The organism is Pseudomonas sp. 4CAES_32.4, from assembly GCF_058136335.1.
On record NZ_CM176882.1, the window covers coordinates 5,165,540 to 5,181,551 of the forward strand.

Here is a 16,012-nt window from a genome sequence, read left to right on the forward strand (position 1 = left end):
GTCTGTGCCAATCTATTGCGAGTGAATCGCGGTATACAGCGCAGGTTCGAGCCGTTAACGTAAAGCAAAGCCGTTTATAGAGGAAGGACTCGTGGAACACTCGCTCTTAGTTTGGTTGTTACCGACTCTTGCCCTGGTTGTGGGTGTCGCCATTGGATTCCTGATCGCGCGCGTTGCGCCGAACGCCGCGCCGAGCCGTACGCAGCGTCAACTGGATGATATCCAGGAGCGTTTCGACAGTTATCAAAACGAGGTGGTCACCCACTTCAACAGCACTGCGATGCTGGTCAAGAAACTGACCCAGAGCTATCAGGAAGTGCAGGATCATCTCGCCGAGGGTGCCAATCGTCTGGCCCTGGACGAGCAGACCCGCCAGCGCCTGATCGCTGCCCTGCACGCCGACGCGGCAGTGACGCCACGCGAACGCCTGACGCCACCGCGCGATCAGGAGCCGCCACGCGACTACGCACCGAAGACGCCGAACTCACCGGGCATGCTCGATGAGCACTACGGTTTGAAGAAGTAATCAGTCTTCGCTGCAAACAAAAAGCCCACGGACAGTGATGTGTCCGGGGGCTTTTTTGTATCTGATGATTTGTGGCTGATTGTTATGCCCCCTTCGCGAGCAAGCTCGCTCCCACAGGGTTAGGTGTGAAACACAACTTTTGTGTACACCATCAATACCTGTGGGAGCGAGCTTGCTCGCGAAGGGGCCGGAACAGGCCAGACAAAAAAATGCCCGATCACAGGATCGGGCATTTCTTCAATCAGGCAATCGCTTATGGATACTGCTGAACAGTGCCCGGCTGTTGCTGCTGACCACCATACTCCTGGCCTGGAATCGCCTTCAGGTTGACCTCGACCCGACGGTTTTGCGCCCGGCCATTGACGTCGCCGTTGCTGGCAATCGGATTATCCGGACCGGCACCACGGGCGGTCAGGTTGGCACCGCTGACGCCTTGCGAGGTCAGGTAAGTCGCCACGCTCTGCGCACGACGCTGGGACAGGTCCATGTTGTGCTGGCGGCTACCGGTGCTATCGGTGTAACCGACGATTTCGATCTGGTTCTGGTTGAACTCTTTCAACGAGTTGGCCAGGTTGTTCAGCGGTTGGTAGAAGCTGGACGCGATGTTCGCCGAGTCGGTCGCGAAGGTGATATTGCCTGGCATGATCAATTTGATCTGATCGCCCTGACGCTGCACTTCAACCCCGGTGTTGGCCATGCTGGCGCGCAATTTGGCTTCCTGCTTGTCAGCGTAGTAACCGTAACCGGCCGCCGAAGCACCTACCACCGCCGCGCCGATCAAGGCACCTTTGCCGCGATTGTTGTGATCGATGGCAGCGCCGGCCAATGCACCGGCCAGAGCGCCGAGGCCACCGTACTTGGCGGTTTTGCTCATGCCTTGAGAGCCACCGTCAGCCTGGCCCTGATTGTCATACGGATTAGGCGAGGCGCAGCCGGACAGCAAGGCCACGGCAGTAGCGACAATAATCAAACGACGCTTGGTGAACATGGAGAGCTCCTACTTTTTTGCATTCTATGACGGCCCTTTTGGCAATGGACCTGTGCGGGCGTTGGATCATGACAATGCACAAAAATTCCGCCGGGCACTCGTGACAAAATATTTAGGCCCTGACGAACGGGTTCTCGCGCATTTCATCGCCCAAACGTGTATCCGGACCGTGACCGGTCACCACGGTGGCGTCTTCATCCAGGGTATACAGCCGCTGCTTGATAGAACGCACGATGGTCGCCTGATCGCCGCCCCACAAATCCGTACGCCCTACACCGCGACGAAACAGCGTGTCGCCGACGATCAACAGCTTAGCCTCGGAAAACCAAAAACTCATGGAACCCGGTGTATGCCCCGGCGTATGCAGGGCAACGCCACAGCCGCACGCCAGCTCTTCATCGTCGCTCAACCAGCGATCCGGTGATGGCACGGGTGTGTACGGCACGCCGAACATCTGGCATTGCATCTCGAGGTTGTCCCAGAGGAACTGATCCTCTTTATGCAGGTGCAGGGTCGCGCCGGTTTTTTCCTTCATCTGCCCGGAAGCAAGAAAATGATCGAGGTGCGCGTGGGTGTGAATGATGCTGACCACTTTCAGGCCATGCGCATCGAGGCGCGCCATGATCAGGTCAGGGTTGCCGCCCGGATCGACGACAATGGCTTTCTTGGTCAGCGGGTCGCCGATGATCGTGCAATTGCACTGCAACGGGCCAACAGGGAAGGTTTCGCGGATCAGCGCTGGTTTTGCAACGGTCATGGGCAATCCTGAGCTAGGGCTCGAAGCGGCAGATCGGCGATTTTACCGCCGCTAGATCATTAACCCCAGCTCCTTGGCCCGCGCCACGGCTTGCGTGCGCCGCTCCACGCCCAGCTTGCTGTTGATGTGGCTGGCATGGGTTTTCACCGTATGCAGCGAAATGAACAACTGCTCGCTGATTTCCTGGTTGGAACAACCTTGAGCGATCAGTCGCAGCACCGCCAACTCACGACTGCTGAGCTGTTCTGCCGCCGGACACTCGGGCACCGCGCGGGCTGTAGGCGGGGCTATGTGTTCGAGCAATTGCTGGCCAACCGGGTTCGACACGTTTGCCGCCAATTGTCCGCGCACCCAGTCCGGATGTTCCTTGAGCAAGCCATCGAAGGGTTGCAGCACGCCGCCCGCTGCGGCCTCCAGCGCCAGGCTCAAAGTCTTGCGCGCTTCCGGCTCGCGACCGCCGGCCAGCAGCAACGCCACTTTCTGCGTCAGCGCCATCACGCTGAGCAACTGGCGACCGCTTTGCTGACCGTTTTCATGCAACACGTTGAGCCGGCCTTCGGCGAGCATCGGTTGCCCTTGGATCAGATCGAGCAAGGCCTGTTGCAGCTCCACATGCAGCGGCAGCTGTGGATGAAACTCCGGTGGCGCGGCAGCACGTTCGCCGGTGTAGGTCTGGCCCAATCGCGCCAGCCAGGCTTCGGCCAGATCGGTGCGGCCCTGGGCCAGCCACAGTTCGCATTTGACCAGCGTGATCATCGCCAGATAGTAGATCGGCGGCACGTCCCAGATATGCATCAGCCGTTCAGCTTCGGCCAATTGCGCAAAAGCCCCGGCGAACTCGCCTTTGGCGCCGTCCAGCCGAGCGATCACACAATGGCCGATCAACACGCTGATATCGCGACAGGCGCGCGCTTCTGCGATCCCCGTCAGCAAGCGCCCGCGTGCGGCCTGGGGTTGCAGGCGCATCGCCAGCAGAAAGCCCTCGTATAACGTCAGGCGCGCACGTACGGCGTACAAACGTTGCGCCGACAACCCGCGCAAGCGCTCCAGCCCTTGATGCACTTCCGCAAGCGCACGGAGAATTTCACCACGCGATTGCAGAACCCGCGCCCGGTCGTAATGCGCCAATGCTTCAAACAAGGGATTGCCGACCCGCTGCGCCAGTTCGAGGGACTCGCGGTTCAGGCCCCGCGCACGCCACAGATCACCATCGGCAATGGCCAGGTTGGACAAGGTCGACAAGCACATCAGCCGCTGACCGTAGCGTTTGGCCGGCAAACTCTCCAGCGCTTCTCTGCAATAGCGCAGCGTCAGCTCTCGATGCCCACGACCACGGGCGATGATCCCGCTGAGTGCCAGCCATTGCGCCAGCATCGACTTTTGCGCAGTGGCCGAAGGCGCAGGCAGAAAACGGCTCAGATGACTGGATAATTCTTCGGCGGCATCGAGCTGGCACGCCAGCCCCAGCGCCCAACTGTAGAGCACGATCAAACGTGGCGTGCTGATCAGCAGGCTGTCGGGCAAATCCATTTTCCAGCGCAGCAACATGCCGATGTTTTGCTCGGCGAGCAGTTGTTCTTCGGAGAGGTTCTGCACCAGATTCGCTGCCACGTCGAGATGGCCGGCGCGCAGGGCCTGCTCGACCGCTTCGTCGAGCAGCCCCTGCGCATTGAACCAGCGGCAGGCGCGCAGATGCAGGGTCGCGGTCGGGACCATCGCCTGCGCGATCGGACGACTGCGCAGCAAGTCGGAGAATAAATGGTGATAGCGATACCAGTGGCCATGTTCGTCCAGTGGCACCAGAAAGACTTGGTGTGCGAGCAGGAAACGCAGGATCTCGGCACTGTCATGGGCTTCGCGCACGGCATCGCAGAGTTCGCTGCAAAAGCGCTCCTGTGGCGCCGTGTCGTAGAGAAATGCCTGCACTTCGACCGGCAGGCAATCGATGACCTCTTCCAGCAGATAGTCGCGGATCAGCCCTTCCCCGCCGTTCAACGCTTGCGGCAATGTTGCATCGCTGCCGGCCTCGGCCACCGCCAGCAGCCAGAAACGCAAACCCGCGACCCAGCCTTCGCTGCGCTGGATCAGGTTTTCCAATGCTTCGCCGCGCAGTGACGTGCTGTGCCGATCAAGCAGGCTCAGCGCTTCGTCGTGGGTCAGGCGCAAATCCTGTTCATGCAGTTCGAGCAACTGTCGCGACAGGCGCAAGCGCGCCAGATGCCAGTCCGGTCGTTGCCGACTGGTGACCATGACCAGCAGGCCATCGGGTAAATGATTGAGGAAAAATTGCAGACAACGGTCGAGCACCGGCCCTTGGGCGAGATGGTAATCGTCGAGTACCAGCAGCAAGGGCGCCGCCGGATCAAGTTGCAGCGCCAGCTCATCGAGCAAGCCGTCGAGCCATTCCTCGAAGGCAAATGGCTGATGCCGTTGGCGCATTTTCAGCAGGCCCAACGCGCGGCTACCTAGCTGTGGAAAGAAGTCCTGCAGGCCTTCGAGCAAGCGTTCGAGAAACCGTCCCGGATCGCTGTCCCGTGGGCTCAGCCCCAGCCACAGACTTTGCCAATGTGCCGGCAGGCTCTGACAAAATTCCACCGCCAGCGAACTCTTGCCAAACCCGGCCGGGGCGCTGACCAGCAACAGTCGCCCACCGAGCCCGGCTTGCAGGCGCTCGCAAAGTCGTGGTCGCAGCACGTATCCGTCGGGTAGTGGCGGGCGAAAAAAACGCCCGTCCAATGCCGTGACGGCAACACTTGCGGGACCCGGAAGTGGGGACAGATCAGTCATGGCCGGCTCTTGTTCGAATTGCTGTTGGCGGCGTTGCAGATGTCCGCAGACTAGCCTTAAACGTAGCGGTAATGAAGGTTACTGCTACAAATGGCTACAAAAGTCTTTCCAGAATGCGCCATTCCCCCCCCCATTTCGACGTGTAGGAGCTGCCGAAGGCTGCGATCTTTTGATCTGCTTTGGCTCCTGCTTTTGATGTGGCTTTTGATTTTCGCCCCCATCGGCAGGCCGAGCGAAGGCGTTCATCCGGGGCAGGCGCGCAGCGCCGTGCGGCGTAGCCGCATACATCGAGAGGAGGTGCAGCGAAGCAAACCGTAGGCGATGCCCCCGGATGAACACCGTAGCGAGGGAACACTGAGCCTAAGCGAAGTGCCGTACGCCGGGGGCCAAGCCTTTTGGTTCCTTTTTGGCGTTTGAAAAAGGGACTCGCTGTAAGAGCGAAACCGCCAGAGGCCCCAACCGCAACAACGGATATGCCCCCAAAACCCACGGTCCAAACAAAAGATCAAAAGATCGCAGCCTTCGGCAACTCCTACAAAAGCGGTTCGAAGGCGCGGAGGCCGCGCAAAAAAACGCCCCGAACCAGTCGGGGCGTTTTCACGAGGATGCGGCCTCGGGTTTACAGCGGTTTAGCGAACACCATCCTGACGCAGAGCGGCCGGGGTGAAGTCGCTGGTGGTGGCGGTGAAACCGAAGTCATACGCCTGCTTCTCTTCGTTCTTCATGCCCAGTGCCAGGTAGCGGCCGGACTGCAGGTCGTAGAGGGTTTCCAGGGCGTACCACGGCACTTGCTTGTCGTAGTAGTTCTCGGCATGCGCTTCAGCCACACGCCACAGTTGGCCACGACCGTCGTAATGGTCGATCACTGCTGCTTGCCAGGTGTCTTCGTCGATGTAGAAGTCACGCTTGGCGTAGATGTGGCGCTGACCTTCCTTCAGGGTGGCGACTACATGCCAGACGCGGCGCAACTCGTAACGTGCCAGATCCTGGTTGATGTGGCCGGCCTTGATGATGTCGGCGTACTTCAGTTTCGGATCGTCGAGCTTGTAGCTGTCGGAGGCGATGTACATCTCTTTCTTGCCTTCGAGCTTCCAGTCGTAGCGGTCCGGTGCACCGTTGAACATGTCGAGGTTGTCGGAAGTACGCAGGCCATCCGCCGCAGTGCCTGGGCCGTCATAGGACACTTGTGGCGCACGACGCACACGGCGCTGACCGGCGTTGTAGACCCACGCCGAACGCGGTTCCTTAACCTGGTCGAGGGTTTCGTGCACCAGCAGCACACCACCGGCCAGACGTGCCGGCGCGGTCACTTTCTGCTTGAAGTAGAACAGGATGTTGCCCGGGTTCGCCGGATCGTAGTCCTTCATCTTGTCGCGGAACACGAACTGATCCTGGAAGTACACCAGGCTGAACGAGCCGTTCGGCTGAGGTGTGGCCTGGGTCACCAGACGGGTCACGCTGCCACCGCGATAGCGGGTGATGTGGTTCCAGATCACTTCCACACCGGTTTTTGGAATCGGGAACGGCACGGCGGTTTCGAAGTTTTCCAGACCGTTGCCGCCGGATACCAGATTGGTGGTGGTGGCGTTTTTCTTGATGGCGGCGAACACGTCATCCGGCACGGTTGCACCGCGATGCGACGGGTAGACCGGCATCTTGAAGGTGTCCGGATAGCGCTTGAACATCGCGTACTGGCCTGGCGCGAGTTTGTCTTTGTACTTATCGACGTCTTTCGCGGTGATGGTGAACAGCGGCTGCTCACTGGCATACGGGTTGGACAGGAAGCCCTTGCTGTCGACCGAGCCGGCATTCTTCGGCAGCGGTTTCCAGGCCGGAATCGAACCGTCAGCGTTACCGGCCATTTCAGCGCCCATCGGCGTCAGGCTTTTGCCCAGTTTGTCGGCTTCGGCTGCGGGTACGGCCGCCATGACACTGGTCGCCAGCAGCGACAGACCCAGAACACTGGCGTGGAACAGACTCTTTGTTATTTTCATATGTGTGTTCGTCCTGAAATGCAGTGCTTAGAAGTTCACGCCGAAGCTGAGCGCAACGAAGTCGCGGTCATCCACAGTGGTGTACTTGCCGTCGAAGAAATTGGTGTAAGCCAGGCTCGCGGTGTAGGTGTTCTGGTATTCAGCATCGACACCGAGGCTGACGGCCTTGCGACCTTCCTCGAAGTTGCCGCCAGGGCCTGGCGAGTAGCCACTCACGTCATGGGACCAGGCCACGTTCGGCTTCAGGTTCACACCGGCGAAGACGTCGTTGTATTCCCAGATGGCACGGCCGCGGTAGCCCCACGACACAGAGGTGGTGAAACCGTCGTTGTCGCAATTGCGGCTGCGGTTGTTCTGCGGCGACCCTGGCCCTGCACCGTTGATGGTGCTGGCATTGAGGATGTTGGCGCAGGTATTGGTGGTGCCAGTGGCTGGCAACTCACCCGGGCCATACACCGGATCGCGGCCATAACGCATGTTGGAACGGCTTTCCAGACCGCCGACATAGGTCGCGCCGACTTCGCCGACCAGGGTCAGACGGCTGGCGCCCATGACCTGATCGAAGAAGTGCGTGAACGTGGTCTGGATCTGGGTGATTTCCTTGCGCTCGTAACCATGCAGATCCTGGCCCGGCACGCCGGTGAGCAGCGAAGCGTTGGTCAAGGCGCCGCCCAAAGGACGCACACCGGCGAACAGGATGTCGGTGGAGTTCAGTTGCACCGGCGCGTTCGGACGGTAGCTGATCTCACCGCTCCACGCCGTACCGGTAGGCAGGGTGGTGGAGAAGCTCAGGCCATAGAGGCGAATGTCTTCAGGGTATTCAATGAAGTAATTCGAGTTGCCCGCTACCAGCAGCGGAGCGAGTGCGGCAAACGGCCCCGGCAGCCCGGCGGCAGTGTTGTACACCGACTGCGGCGCACCCGTGGCGCTGAAGATCGGCGCACGGCTGTGGTAATTCATGAAGTAGGCGCCGAACTCGGTGTCGAGTGGCTCGAACATGTATTTGAGGGATGCGCCCCACTGGCCGCTGTCACGGGCATCACGGTCGGCGCCACGGCGCACCAGCACGCCTTCTTCGTTGACGTTGACACCGTTGGCCGCCAATGGACCCAAAGCGATGGCCGGGATTTGCGAACGTTTGTTCAACACGCGCAGATTGTTGTCGCAACCATCGGCAACGATGTCCGGCTGCGAGAAGAACGTGCCGCAGTTGTCGACGACGGTCTGGTCCCATTCCAGTTGATAGAACGCTTCGGCCGAGAGGTTTTCGGTGAGGCTCTGGGACACGTAGAACATGTTGACCGGGATCAGGCCTTCCTTGATCTCGGCGCCCGGACGACGGAACGCGGACACGTCGATCGGGTTGATCGAGTTGATGCCGCCGCCGATGAAGGTACTTTCACCCCAGCTTACGACCTGCTTGCCCAGACGCACCGAGCCCGGCTGATCGGCAATCGAATAGTTGTGATACACGAAGGCGTCGAGGATCTGCCCGCCGGAAGACTTGGCGCCTTCCTTGCGGTTGCTGTCGCTGATGTCCTTGAACTGGCGGCTTTCGTCCTTGAGTTCGAAGTCGTACCAGTATTTGCCACGGACGAACACACCGGTGTCGCCGTACTTCAATTCAAGGTCATGGATGCCCTTGAAGATTTTCGAGAAGGTTTCGCCGCTCTTGAAGTTCGCGTGGCCGTCATCGGAGGTCTGCGACAGGCCATGGCCGCCGTTGTTGACGCCGATAAGGTTCTTGTTCGGGCTCTGAGTAGACCAACTGGCACCGATCGACAGAGACGAGTCGAACTGGCCTTCGATTTCACCGACGTTGAAACTGACGCCGAATGCGGGCCCGGCGAGCGAAGAGGCAATGCTGACCGCCAGAGGCAGTTTTGCCCGGCGCCAGAACTGGTTTACTGAGGTCATCGACGCTACTCCATGTGCATTATTGTTATGGCAGTGAGTACTTTTAAAAACGCTGTGGAGGACCGGACGCCAGGGCTGCCCGAAATCACTCCAAAGTTGCTCGCCCCGTCTAGTGCGTGTGCTCCGTTCTTAAAAATCCTTGAGCGGACTATAGCCAGCAGGTGGTACTGCTTGATCCCTCTAAAGTGTGATTTGCATCTGCCAACCACTCTGGAACAGTCCTTTCGCCAGTCCGACACGTGTCGGCACGGCAAGGATGGCCTAATTTTTCGATTTCACAAGCCAAGCGCTTGCTTGGTGGGTCTGGCGCGCCGTTTTCGGCGCGCCAGCGGACACTCAAAGTGTCGAGAGGAAGGTGCTGTTGTTGGCCTGCCATTCGGTGATGTCGAGGCGGATGCGCTTCTTGTCGAGCTTGCCGACACTGGTCTTGGGAATTTCGGTAACAAGGGCGATCTGACTCGGAATCGCCCACTTGCTCAGGTGCCCCAATTCCACGAACGGCTTGAGGTGTTCCTTGAGCTCACGCGCCCCGATCACGTGCCCTTCACGGATCACCAGCAAGGCAAACGGACGCTCGCCCCACTGTGGATCGGCAATGCCCACCACTGCTACTTCGCGTACCGCGACGTGACGGCTGATCAGGTCTTCGAGGTCCAGCGAGGAGATCCATTCGCCGCCGGTCTTGATCACGTCCTTGATGCGGTCGCGGATGTCGATCACACCCATGCTGTCGAGCGTGGCGACGTCACCGGTGTGCAGCCAGCCGCCGGCCCAGAGCTCGGCGCCCTTCTGCGGTTCGTTGAAATAACCCTCGGTCAGCCATGGCGCGCGCAGCACCAGTTCGCCCTGAGTCTCGCCGTCGGCCGGAAGGAAATTGCCGTCCGCGTCGACGATCGCCGCTTCCACCAATGGTCCCGGCACACCGGCCTTGATCCGGTAAGTGGTGCGTTCGTCTTCGGTGCCCGCCATCAGCTCGTCATTGAGGTGCGCACAGGACACCAGCGGCCCGGTTTCCGACATGCCATACGCCGCCGTCAGTTGAATGCCGCGTGCCTTGGCGGTTTCGTACAACGTGCGATTGAGTGCGCTGCCACCGATGACGATTTTCCAGCCGCCGAAATCGGTGCCCTGCGCGCCTTTGGCGTTGAGCAGCATCTGCAGGATGGTCGGTACGCAATGGGAGAAAGTGACCTTTTCCTTGCGCCACAACTCGACGAGATACTCCGGATCGTAGCGCCCCGGATAAACCTGCTTGAGCCCGAGCATGGTCGCCACATACGGCAAGCCCCAGGCGTGAACATGGAACATCGGCGTGATCGGCATGTACACATCGTTGGTGCCGAGCAGGCGCACGCTGTCGATGGAGCCCATGATCGTCGACACGCCCATGGTGTGCAGCACCAGTTGCCGATGGGTGAAATACACGCCTTTCGGGTTGCCGGTGGTGCCCGTCGTATAGAACGTGGTGGCGACCGAGTTTTCGTCGAAGTCCTGGAAGTCGTATTGCGGGCTCGCCCCCGCAAGCAATTGCTCGTACTCGCCGACCAGATTCGGCAGCTCGGCGGTTTTGTCCGGCAGATCGGTGAGCAGCAGGGTTTTCTCGACCGTGGTCAGGTGCGGCGCAATCGCTTGGTACAAACCGACGAACTCACTGTTGACCAGCACGAAGCGGTCTTCGGCGTGATTCATGGTGTAGAGGATCTGCTCCGGCGACAGGCGCACGTTGATGGTGTGAATCACCGCGCCGATCATCGGAATCGCGAACATGCATTCCAGGTAACGGTGACTGTCCCAGTCCATTACCGCGACAGTGTCACCGGCCTTCACACCGGCCGCCGTCAGCACGTTGGCCAGGCGCGCCACCCGCTCGATCAGCGTCGGATAGCTGTAGCGAATCTGGTCACGGTAGATGATCTCGCGGGTTTTCTCGTAACGGGCGCCGGACATCAGCAGCCGCTTGATCAGCAATGGATACTGGTAGGCCCCATCGGCCGGGGGAATGACGCGAGTCTGCAACATATGAATCCCTTTTCTGGCTGCACGGTGTTGGCGTAGAGAGAGGTACTCTAAAACCCTTATACGCCAGCCAAATCAGCCAAAGGAATGATTTGCAGAGCCGTACAAATGCTAGCTTTGAGCCAGCTTTTGCCGGGTTTTGTCACTGCTCAGGCGGTTTGCCCTACAGCAGCTTCCGATGGTGTGCGTGGGAAAACCACCGCCGCGAGGAAGGTCAGCGCCCCGAAACCCGCGAGAATCAAGTAAAGGCCCACGAAACCGTGGCGTGGTTCGACATAGGAAATCAGCGGAATCGCCGTGGCACTGGCGCCGAACGACAAGCAGTAACGCAAGGCGAACACCCGCGATTGCCATTGCGGAGCGACGAAGTTGGCGACCATCGCATCGTTGACCGTGACCTGACCGAACACCACGAACATGAACGCGGCACCGAGGGCAATCACCGCCCAGCCATCGGCGTAAGCCAGTGCAAACAACAGCGGCGCCTGGCACAGGGTCAGAACAATGAATGGCCACTTCAGACTGAGTCGATGCAGCACTCGGCCGATGCTCAACTGCGCGACCGCACCAAAGGCGTAGGCCAGGCTGACCACCACGCCAAGGGTTTGCGGCGAGGCGAACAACTCATGCAAACGCTCCTGGAACAATTTCGGATAGGTCATGGTCGTGGCGTTGAACACCACGCCGCCAGTGGCCGTGGCCAACGCCAGCACGCCGAACACCATGACCATCGAAATGCGCTGACCGGCGGCACCTTTGAGGGGCGTGTGCGGGCGTTTCGGGATCGGTTCTTCGCGCACCTGCAAGGCGAACCCGACGCCCAACACAATCGCCACCGCGCCTGGTAACAGAAATGCCCACCGCCAGCCGAACTGCGCCACCAGCAAGCCGGTGATCAGCGCCGAAAACGCCACGCCCAGATTCCCCCACATGCCGTTGATGCCGATTTCCCGGCCACGGTTTTGCGCATAAGCCACCAGCATCGCCGTGCCGACCGGATGGTAAATCGCGGCAAAAATGCCGATCAGGGTCAGGCCGATCACCAGCATGGTCGGGCTATTACTCAGGCCAGTGAAAATCGCCGAGGCGCCGATGCCGAAGAAAAACACCAGCAGCATCTGCCGCCGGCTCCAGTGATCGCCCAGCCAACCGGCGGGTAGCGAGCAGGCCCCGAAGGCGATAAAGCCTCCCAATGAGAGGCCGATCAGCGCGGCATAGTCGAGGCCGAAGGCCTGGGTCATGCCGAGCACGGCGGCGGGAAAAATCAGCATGAACATGTGATCGATCACATGCGCGGCGTTGATGTAGCGGATGACGTTTCTCGATTGATTCATGGCGGCACGCTTTACGTTGTTGTGTGCCGCTTATGCTAAGTTGGCAAAAAAGCGCATTCCTGCCAAACAAGTCATCGAATCCGACATGTTGATCAGCCACTTCGAACACGGCCCGGTGAGCGCCTATCCCCGGGATTATCTGGACGGCGCGCACCAGCCGTTGCACCTGCATCGCGAGGCGCAGTTGTTGTATGCCGTCAGCGGGATCATGCGCGTGGTCACCGAACGCGGGGCGTGGGTGATTCCACCCAGCCGTGCAGTGTGGATTCCGCCGGAGGTGGCGCACGAGATTTTCATGAGTGGCGATGTGCAGATGCGCTCGTTGTTCATCGCTCCCGAGCTGTCGCCGACCAGCCTGCAACAATGCTGCGTATTGGCGGTGACGCCGCTGCTGCGCGAATTGATTTTGCGTGCGGTGCAAGGCCCGCCGCACGCCGACAATCCGCTGATTCAGCAATTGATGCTCGAAGAACTGGCCAGTCTGGAAAACCTGCCGCTGCACATTCCGATGCCAACCGACCGGCGCCTGCAGAACATCTGTCTGGCCCTGTTGCACACCCCGGATCACCCGAACACGCTGGAAGACTGGGCGCAGCAGGTCGGCGCCAGTTCAAGAACATTGGCGCGGTTGTTCCAGCAACAATTGCAGATGAGTTTCAACGCCTGGCGCCAGCAATTGCGCCTGATGGAGGCCCTGCCCCGCTTGCTCGCCGGGGACAGCGTGCAGCGCGTGGCGCAGGATTTGGGTTACGGCAGTGCGCGGGCGTTCAGCGCGATGTTTCGTCGTTTGCTGGGCGAGAATCCCCGGGACTACCTCAACACACTGAGCAAGCTCAGCGAACTCCTGTAGGAGCTGCCGAAGGCTGCGATCTTTTGATCTTGATCCTGAAAAAAGATCAAAAGATCGCAGCCTTCGGCAGCTCCTACCTAGCAGGATCAATGCATCTCGGTAAACGCGATTTTCACGCCGAGAGCAATCAACACCGCGCCCATGGTGCGATCAAACCAATGCCCCATACGGGCGAAACCGGCGCGCACGCGTTGTTGGCTGAACAGCATCGCCACCAGGCAAAACCACAGGGCGGTCGCGACAGCCAGATAAACCCCGTAACCCGCCTGGATCGCCAGCGGCGTGTGCGGGTTGATCACCACGGTGAACAACGACAGGAAGAACAGCGTGGCTTTCGGATTCAAACCATTGGTCACGAACCCCGAGGTGAACGCGCCGCGTGCGGTACGCAATCCGGCTTCTTTATGCAGATCGTCGGTCACGGTTTTCGCCGGCTGCGCCCGCAAGGCTTTGAAACCGATGTACAGCAGATAAGCCGCAGCCGCCCATTTCAAAGCGTTGAACAGCACAATCGATTGCGACACGATCAGACCGATGCCGAGCAACGAATAACCGACATGCAGGAAAATCGCCGTGCCCACACCCAGCGCCGTCCAGGTGCCTGCGCGGCGACCATGGGTCACGCTCTCGCGCACCACCACGGCGAAGTCCGGGCCGGGGCTGGCGACGGCCAGCAGGTGGATCAGTGCAACGGTCAAGAACTCGGTCCAGTACATGGGGGCTCCTTTCGGCCAAGCGTATCAATTTGTTTCATCTGGTAGGCTCGGCAGATTACGCCCAACGCTCACAGCACAAAAGGTACAGTTGATGACGAACACGCGCCGCGCGGTATTCCTTGATCACCCTTCGCTGGATCTCGGCGATCTGGACCTCAGTCCTTTGCGTGATTGTTTCAGCGATCTGCAACTGTTCGCCCAGACCTCGCCCGAGCAAGTCAGCGAACGCCTGCGCGGCGCCACCGTCGCGATCTCCAACAAGATCCTGATCGACGCCGCCGCCATGGCCGCCAACCCCGATCTGCAACTGATCCTGATCACCGCCACCGGCACCAACAATGTCGACCTCGCCGCCGCCCGCGAGCGCGGCATCACTGTGTGCAACTGTCAGGGTTACGGCACGCCGTCGGTGGCGCAACACACGATCATGCTGCTGCTCAACCTCGCCACCCGCTTGGCCGATTATCAGAAAGCCGTGGGCGAAGGTCGCTGGCAGCAGGCCAAACAGTTCTGCCTGCTCGACTATCCGATAGTGGAGCTGGAAGGCAAAACCCTTGGGCTGCTCGGCCACGGCGAACTCGGCGGTGCCGTGGCGCGACTGGCCGAAGCATTTGGCATGCGGGTCTTGCTGGGGCAGATTCCGGGGCGCCCTGCTCGCCCGGATCGCTTGCCGCTGGATGAGCTGCTGCCGCAAATCGATGCCCTCACCCTGCATTGCCCGCTCAACGAACACACCCGCCACTTCATCGGCGCCCGCGAACTGGCCTCGATGAAACCCGGCGCCTTCGTCGTCAACACAGCACGCGGCGGGTTGATCGATGAACAGGCGCTGGCCGATGCCCTGCGTAACGGTCACCTCGGCGGCGCGGCCACCGATGTGTTGAGTGTCGAGCCACCGACTCAAGGCAATCCGTTGCTGGCCGCCGACATCCCGCGCCTGATTGTCACGCCGCACAACGCTTGGGGCAGTCGCGAAGCGCGTCAGCGTATCGTCGGCCAATTGACCGAAAACGCTCAGGCGTTCTTCAGCGGTAAGGCGCTGCGGGTCGTCAGTTGATAAACTGCGGCACTTTTTTTTGAGGAGCAGTTATGGATCCGCGCAGTGAAGTACTGCTTCGTCAGCCGGAGTTGTTTCAAGGTTCGTTGTTGCTGGCCGGTTTGCCTGCCGATGATTTGCTTGGCCGTCTGCCCAACGCGTTCGGCTGGTGCTGGCATGCCGGCGATCAAGCCGCACTGGATGCCCGTTTCGAAGGCCGCAGCCATTTCGGCGTGAACGTGCCGGAGCGCGAGTTCGACAGCGCCGTGGTGTTCCTGCCCAAGTCCAAAGACCTGACCGATTACATCCTCAACGCCGTGGCATCGCGCCTGGCCGGTCGCGAAGTATTTCTGGTCGGGGAAAAACGCAGCGGCATCGAAGGCGCGTCCAAACAGCTCAACCCGTTCGGCAAGCCGCGCAAGCTCGACAGCGCGCGTCACTGCCAGTTGTGGCAAGTGACGGTGGCCAACGCCCCAGAGGCGAAATCCCTGGAAAGCCTGGCGCAGACGTACGAACTGCCACTGGCCGAAGGCCCGTTGAAGGTCATCAGCCTGCCGGGCGTGTTCAGCCACGGTCGCCTGGATCGCGGCAGCGCCCTGCTGCTGGAGCATCTGGACAAGTTGCCGAGCGGTCACCTGCTCGACTTCGGTTGCGGCGCTGGCGTGCTGGGCGCTGCGGTCAAACGTCGCTACCCGCACAATCAGGTGACCTTGCTCGACGTCGATGCGTTTGCCGCTGCCAGCAGTCGTCTGACCCTGGCGGCCAACGGTCTGGAGGCTGAAGTGCTGACCGGTGACGGAATCGATGCGGCGCCGATGGGTTTGAACGCGATTCTAAGCAACCCGCCGTTCCATGTCGGTGTGCACACCGATTATTTCGCCACCGAGAACTTGCTGCGAAAAGCGGCCAAACATCTGAAAAACGGCGGCGAACTGCGCTTGGTGGCGAACAGCTTCCTCAAGTATCAACCGCTGATCGAAGAGCATCTGGGCGTGTGTGCAATCAAGGCCGAGGGCAATGGTTTCCGGATTTACCGGGCCAAGCGCGGCTGAAACTTGTTTTAAAAAAGAGGCTTGCTCTATCGGTTTTGC

At 60.2% G+C, this 16,012-nt stretch carries 12 protein-coding genes; 4 read left to right on the forward strand and 8 right to left on the reverse strand.

Features of this window, described 5'->3' with window-relative positions:
• Positions 1-91 precede the first annotated feature (91 nt).
• Positions 92-526, forward strand: a complete 435-nt coding sequence (locus AC3Y64_RS23185) for a Z-ring associated ZapG family protein (protein WP_095050642.1) — start codon at positions 92-94, stop codon at positions 524-526.
• 253 nt (positions 527-779) lie between these two features.
• Here AC3Y64_RS23185 and AC3Y64_RS23190 read toward each other — a convergent pair whose 3' ends face one another.
• The 7 genes from AC3Y64_RS23190 to AC3Y64_RS23220 all read right to left on the reverse strand — a co-directional run bounded on the left by AC3Y64_RS23190 (position 780) and on the right by AC3Y64_RS23220 (position 12,319).
• Positions 780-1,514, reverse strand: a complete 735-nt coding sequence (locus AC3Y64_RS23190) for a YiaD family glycine zipper/OmpA-like lipoprotein (protein WP_253481926.1) — start codon at positions 1,512-1,514, stop codon at positions 780-782.
• A gap of 112 nt (positions 1,515-1,626) precedes the next feature.
• Positions 1,627-2,271 (reverse strand): MBL fold metallo-hydrolase, encoded by a 645-nt coding sequence (locus AC3Y64_RS23195; RefSeq protein ID WP_489985373.1) that lies wholly within the window; start codon positions 2,269-2,271, stop codon positions 1,627-1,629.
• A 51-nt stretch (positions 2,272-2,322) separates the two neighbouring features.
• On the reverse strand, positions 2,323-5,058 hold the full coding sequence (locus tag AC3Y64_RS23200; RefSeq protein WP_489985374.1) for a winged helix-turn-helix domain-containing protein: 2,736 nt from the start codon (positions 5,056-5,058) through the stop codon (positions 2,323-2,325).
• Between the two features lie 629 nt (positions 5,059-5,687).
• Positions 5,688-7,052 carry a DUF1329 domain-containing protein gene (locus AC3Y64_RS23205; protein ID WP_489985375.1) on the reverse strand — a complete coding sequence of 455 codons (1,365 nt, stop codon included), beginning with the start codon at positions 7,050-7,052 and terminating at the stop codon, positions 5,688-5,690.
• 27 nt (positions 7,053-7,079) lie between these two features.
• Positions 7,080-8,969 carry a DUF1302 domain-containing protein gene (locus AC3Y64_RS23210; protein ID WP_489985376.1) on the reverse strand — a complete coding sequence of 630 codons (1,890 nt, stop codon included), beginning with the start codon at positions 8,967-8,969 and terminating at the stop codon, positions 7,080-7,082.
• Positions 8,970-9,305: 336 nt separating this feature from the next.
• Entirely contained in the window at positions 9,306-10,988 is a 1,683-nt protein-coding gene (locus AC3Y64_RS23215) for a fatty acid--CoA ligase (protein ID WP_489985377.1), read from the reverse strand.
• A gap of 146 nt (positions 10,989-11,134) precedes the next feature.
• Positions 11,135-12,319 carry an MFS transporter gene (locus tag AC3Y64_RS23220; protein WP_489985378.1) on the reverse strand — a complete coding sequence of 395 codons (1,185 nt, stop codon included), beginning with the start codon at positions 12,317-12,319 and terminating at the stop codon, positions 11,135-11,137.
• 85 nt (positions 12,320-12,404) lie between these two features.
• Between AC3Y64_RS23220 and AC3Y64_RS23225 the strand changes: the two genes are divergently transcribed.
• Positions 12,405-13,169 (forward strand): AraC family transcriptional regulator, encoded by a 765-nt coding sequence (locus AC3Y64_RS23225; RefSeq protein ID WP_489985379.1) that lies wholly within the window; start codon positions 12,405-12,407, stop codon positions 13,167-13,169.
• Positions 13,170-13,255: 86 nt separating this feature from the next.
• Here the strand turns inward: AC3Y64_RS23225 and AC3Y64_RS23230 are convergent, their stop codons facing one another.
• Positions 13,256-13,885 carry a LysE family translocator gene (locus AC3Y64_RS23230; RefSeq protein ID WP_489985380.1) on the reverse strand — a complete coding sequence of 210 codons (630 nt, stop codon included), beginning with the start codon at positions 13,883-13,885 and terminating at the stop codon, positions 13,256-13,258.
• Positions 13,886-13,976: 91 nt separating this feature from the next.
• Between AC3Y64_RS23230 and AC3Y64_RS23235 the strand changes: the two genes are divergently transcribed.
• Both AC3Y64_RS23235 and AC3Y64_RS23240 read left to right on the forward strand, forming a co-directional pair.
• The gene (locus AC3Y64_RS23235) at positions 13,977-14,942 is read left to right on the forward strand and encodes a 2-hydroxyacid dehydrogenase (protein ID WP_489985381.1); all 966 of its coding nucleotides are present in this window, start codon (positions 13,977-13,979) and stop codon (positions 14,940-14,942) included.
• A 32-nt stretch (positions 14,943-14,974) separates the two neighbouring features.
• Positions 14,975-15,973: a methyltransferase gene (locus tag AC3Y64_RS23240; protein ID WP_102901153.1), complete on the forward strand. Its 999-nt coding sequence runs from the start codon at positions 14,975-14,977 to the stop codon at positions 15,971-15,973.
• Positions 15,974-16,012: the final 39 nt, after the last annotated feature.

Excerpts from the sequence above, each read along its gene's own strand:
- AC3Y64_RS23200 (WP_489985374.1), bottom strand. The coding sequence starts at position 5,058 with ATGACTGATCTGTCCCCACTTCCGGGTCCCGCAAGTGTTGCCGTCACG.
- AC3Y64_RS23195 (WP_489985373.1), bottom strand. The coding sequence starts at position 2,271 with ATGACCGTTGCAAAACCAGCGCTGATCCGCGAAACCTTCCCTGTTGGC.
- AC3Y64_RS23230 (WP_489985380.1), bottom strand. The coding sequence starts at position 13,885 with ATGTACTGGACCGAGTTCTTGACCGTTGCACTGATCCACCTGCTGGCC.
- AC3Y64_RS23215 (WP_489985377.1), bottom strand. The coding sequence starts at position 10,988 with ATGTTGCAGACTCGCGTCATTCCCCCGGCCGATGGGGCCTACCAGTAT.
- AC3Y64_RS23205 (WP_489985375.1), bottom strand. The coding sequence starts at position 7,052 with ATGAAAATAACAAAGAGTCTGTTCCACGCCAGTGTTCTGGGTCTGTCG.
- AC3Y64_RS23225 (WP_489985379.1), top strand. The coding sequence starts at position 12,405 with ATGTTGATCAGCCACTTCGAACACGGCCCGGTGAGCGCCTATCCCCGG.
- AC3Y64_RS23235 (WP_489985381.1), top strand. The coding sequence starts at position 13,977 with ATGACGAACACGCGCCGCGCGGTATTCCTTGATCACCCTTCGCTGGAT.
- AC3Y64_RS23240 (WP_102901153.1), top strand. The coding sequence starts at position 14,975 with ATGGATCCGCGCAGTGAAGTACTGCTTCGTCAGCCGGAGTTGTTTCAA.
- AC3Y64_RS23190 (WP_253481926.1), bottom strand. The coding sequence starts at position 1,514 with ATGTTCACCAAGCGTCGTTTGATTATTGTCGCTACTGCCGTGGCCTTG.
- AC3Y64_RS23210 (WP_489985376.1), bottom strand. The coding sequence starts at position 8,969 with ATGACCTCAGTAAACCAGTTCTGGCGCCGGGCAAAACTGCCTCTGGCG.
- AC3Y64_RS23220 (WP_489985378.1), bottom strand. The coding sequence starts at position 12,319 with ATGAATCAATCGAGAAACGTCATCCGCTACATCAACGCCGCGCATGTG.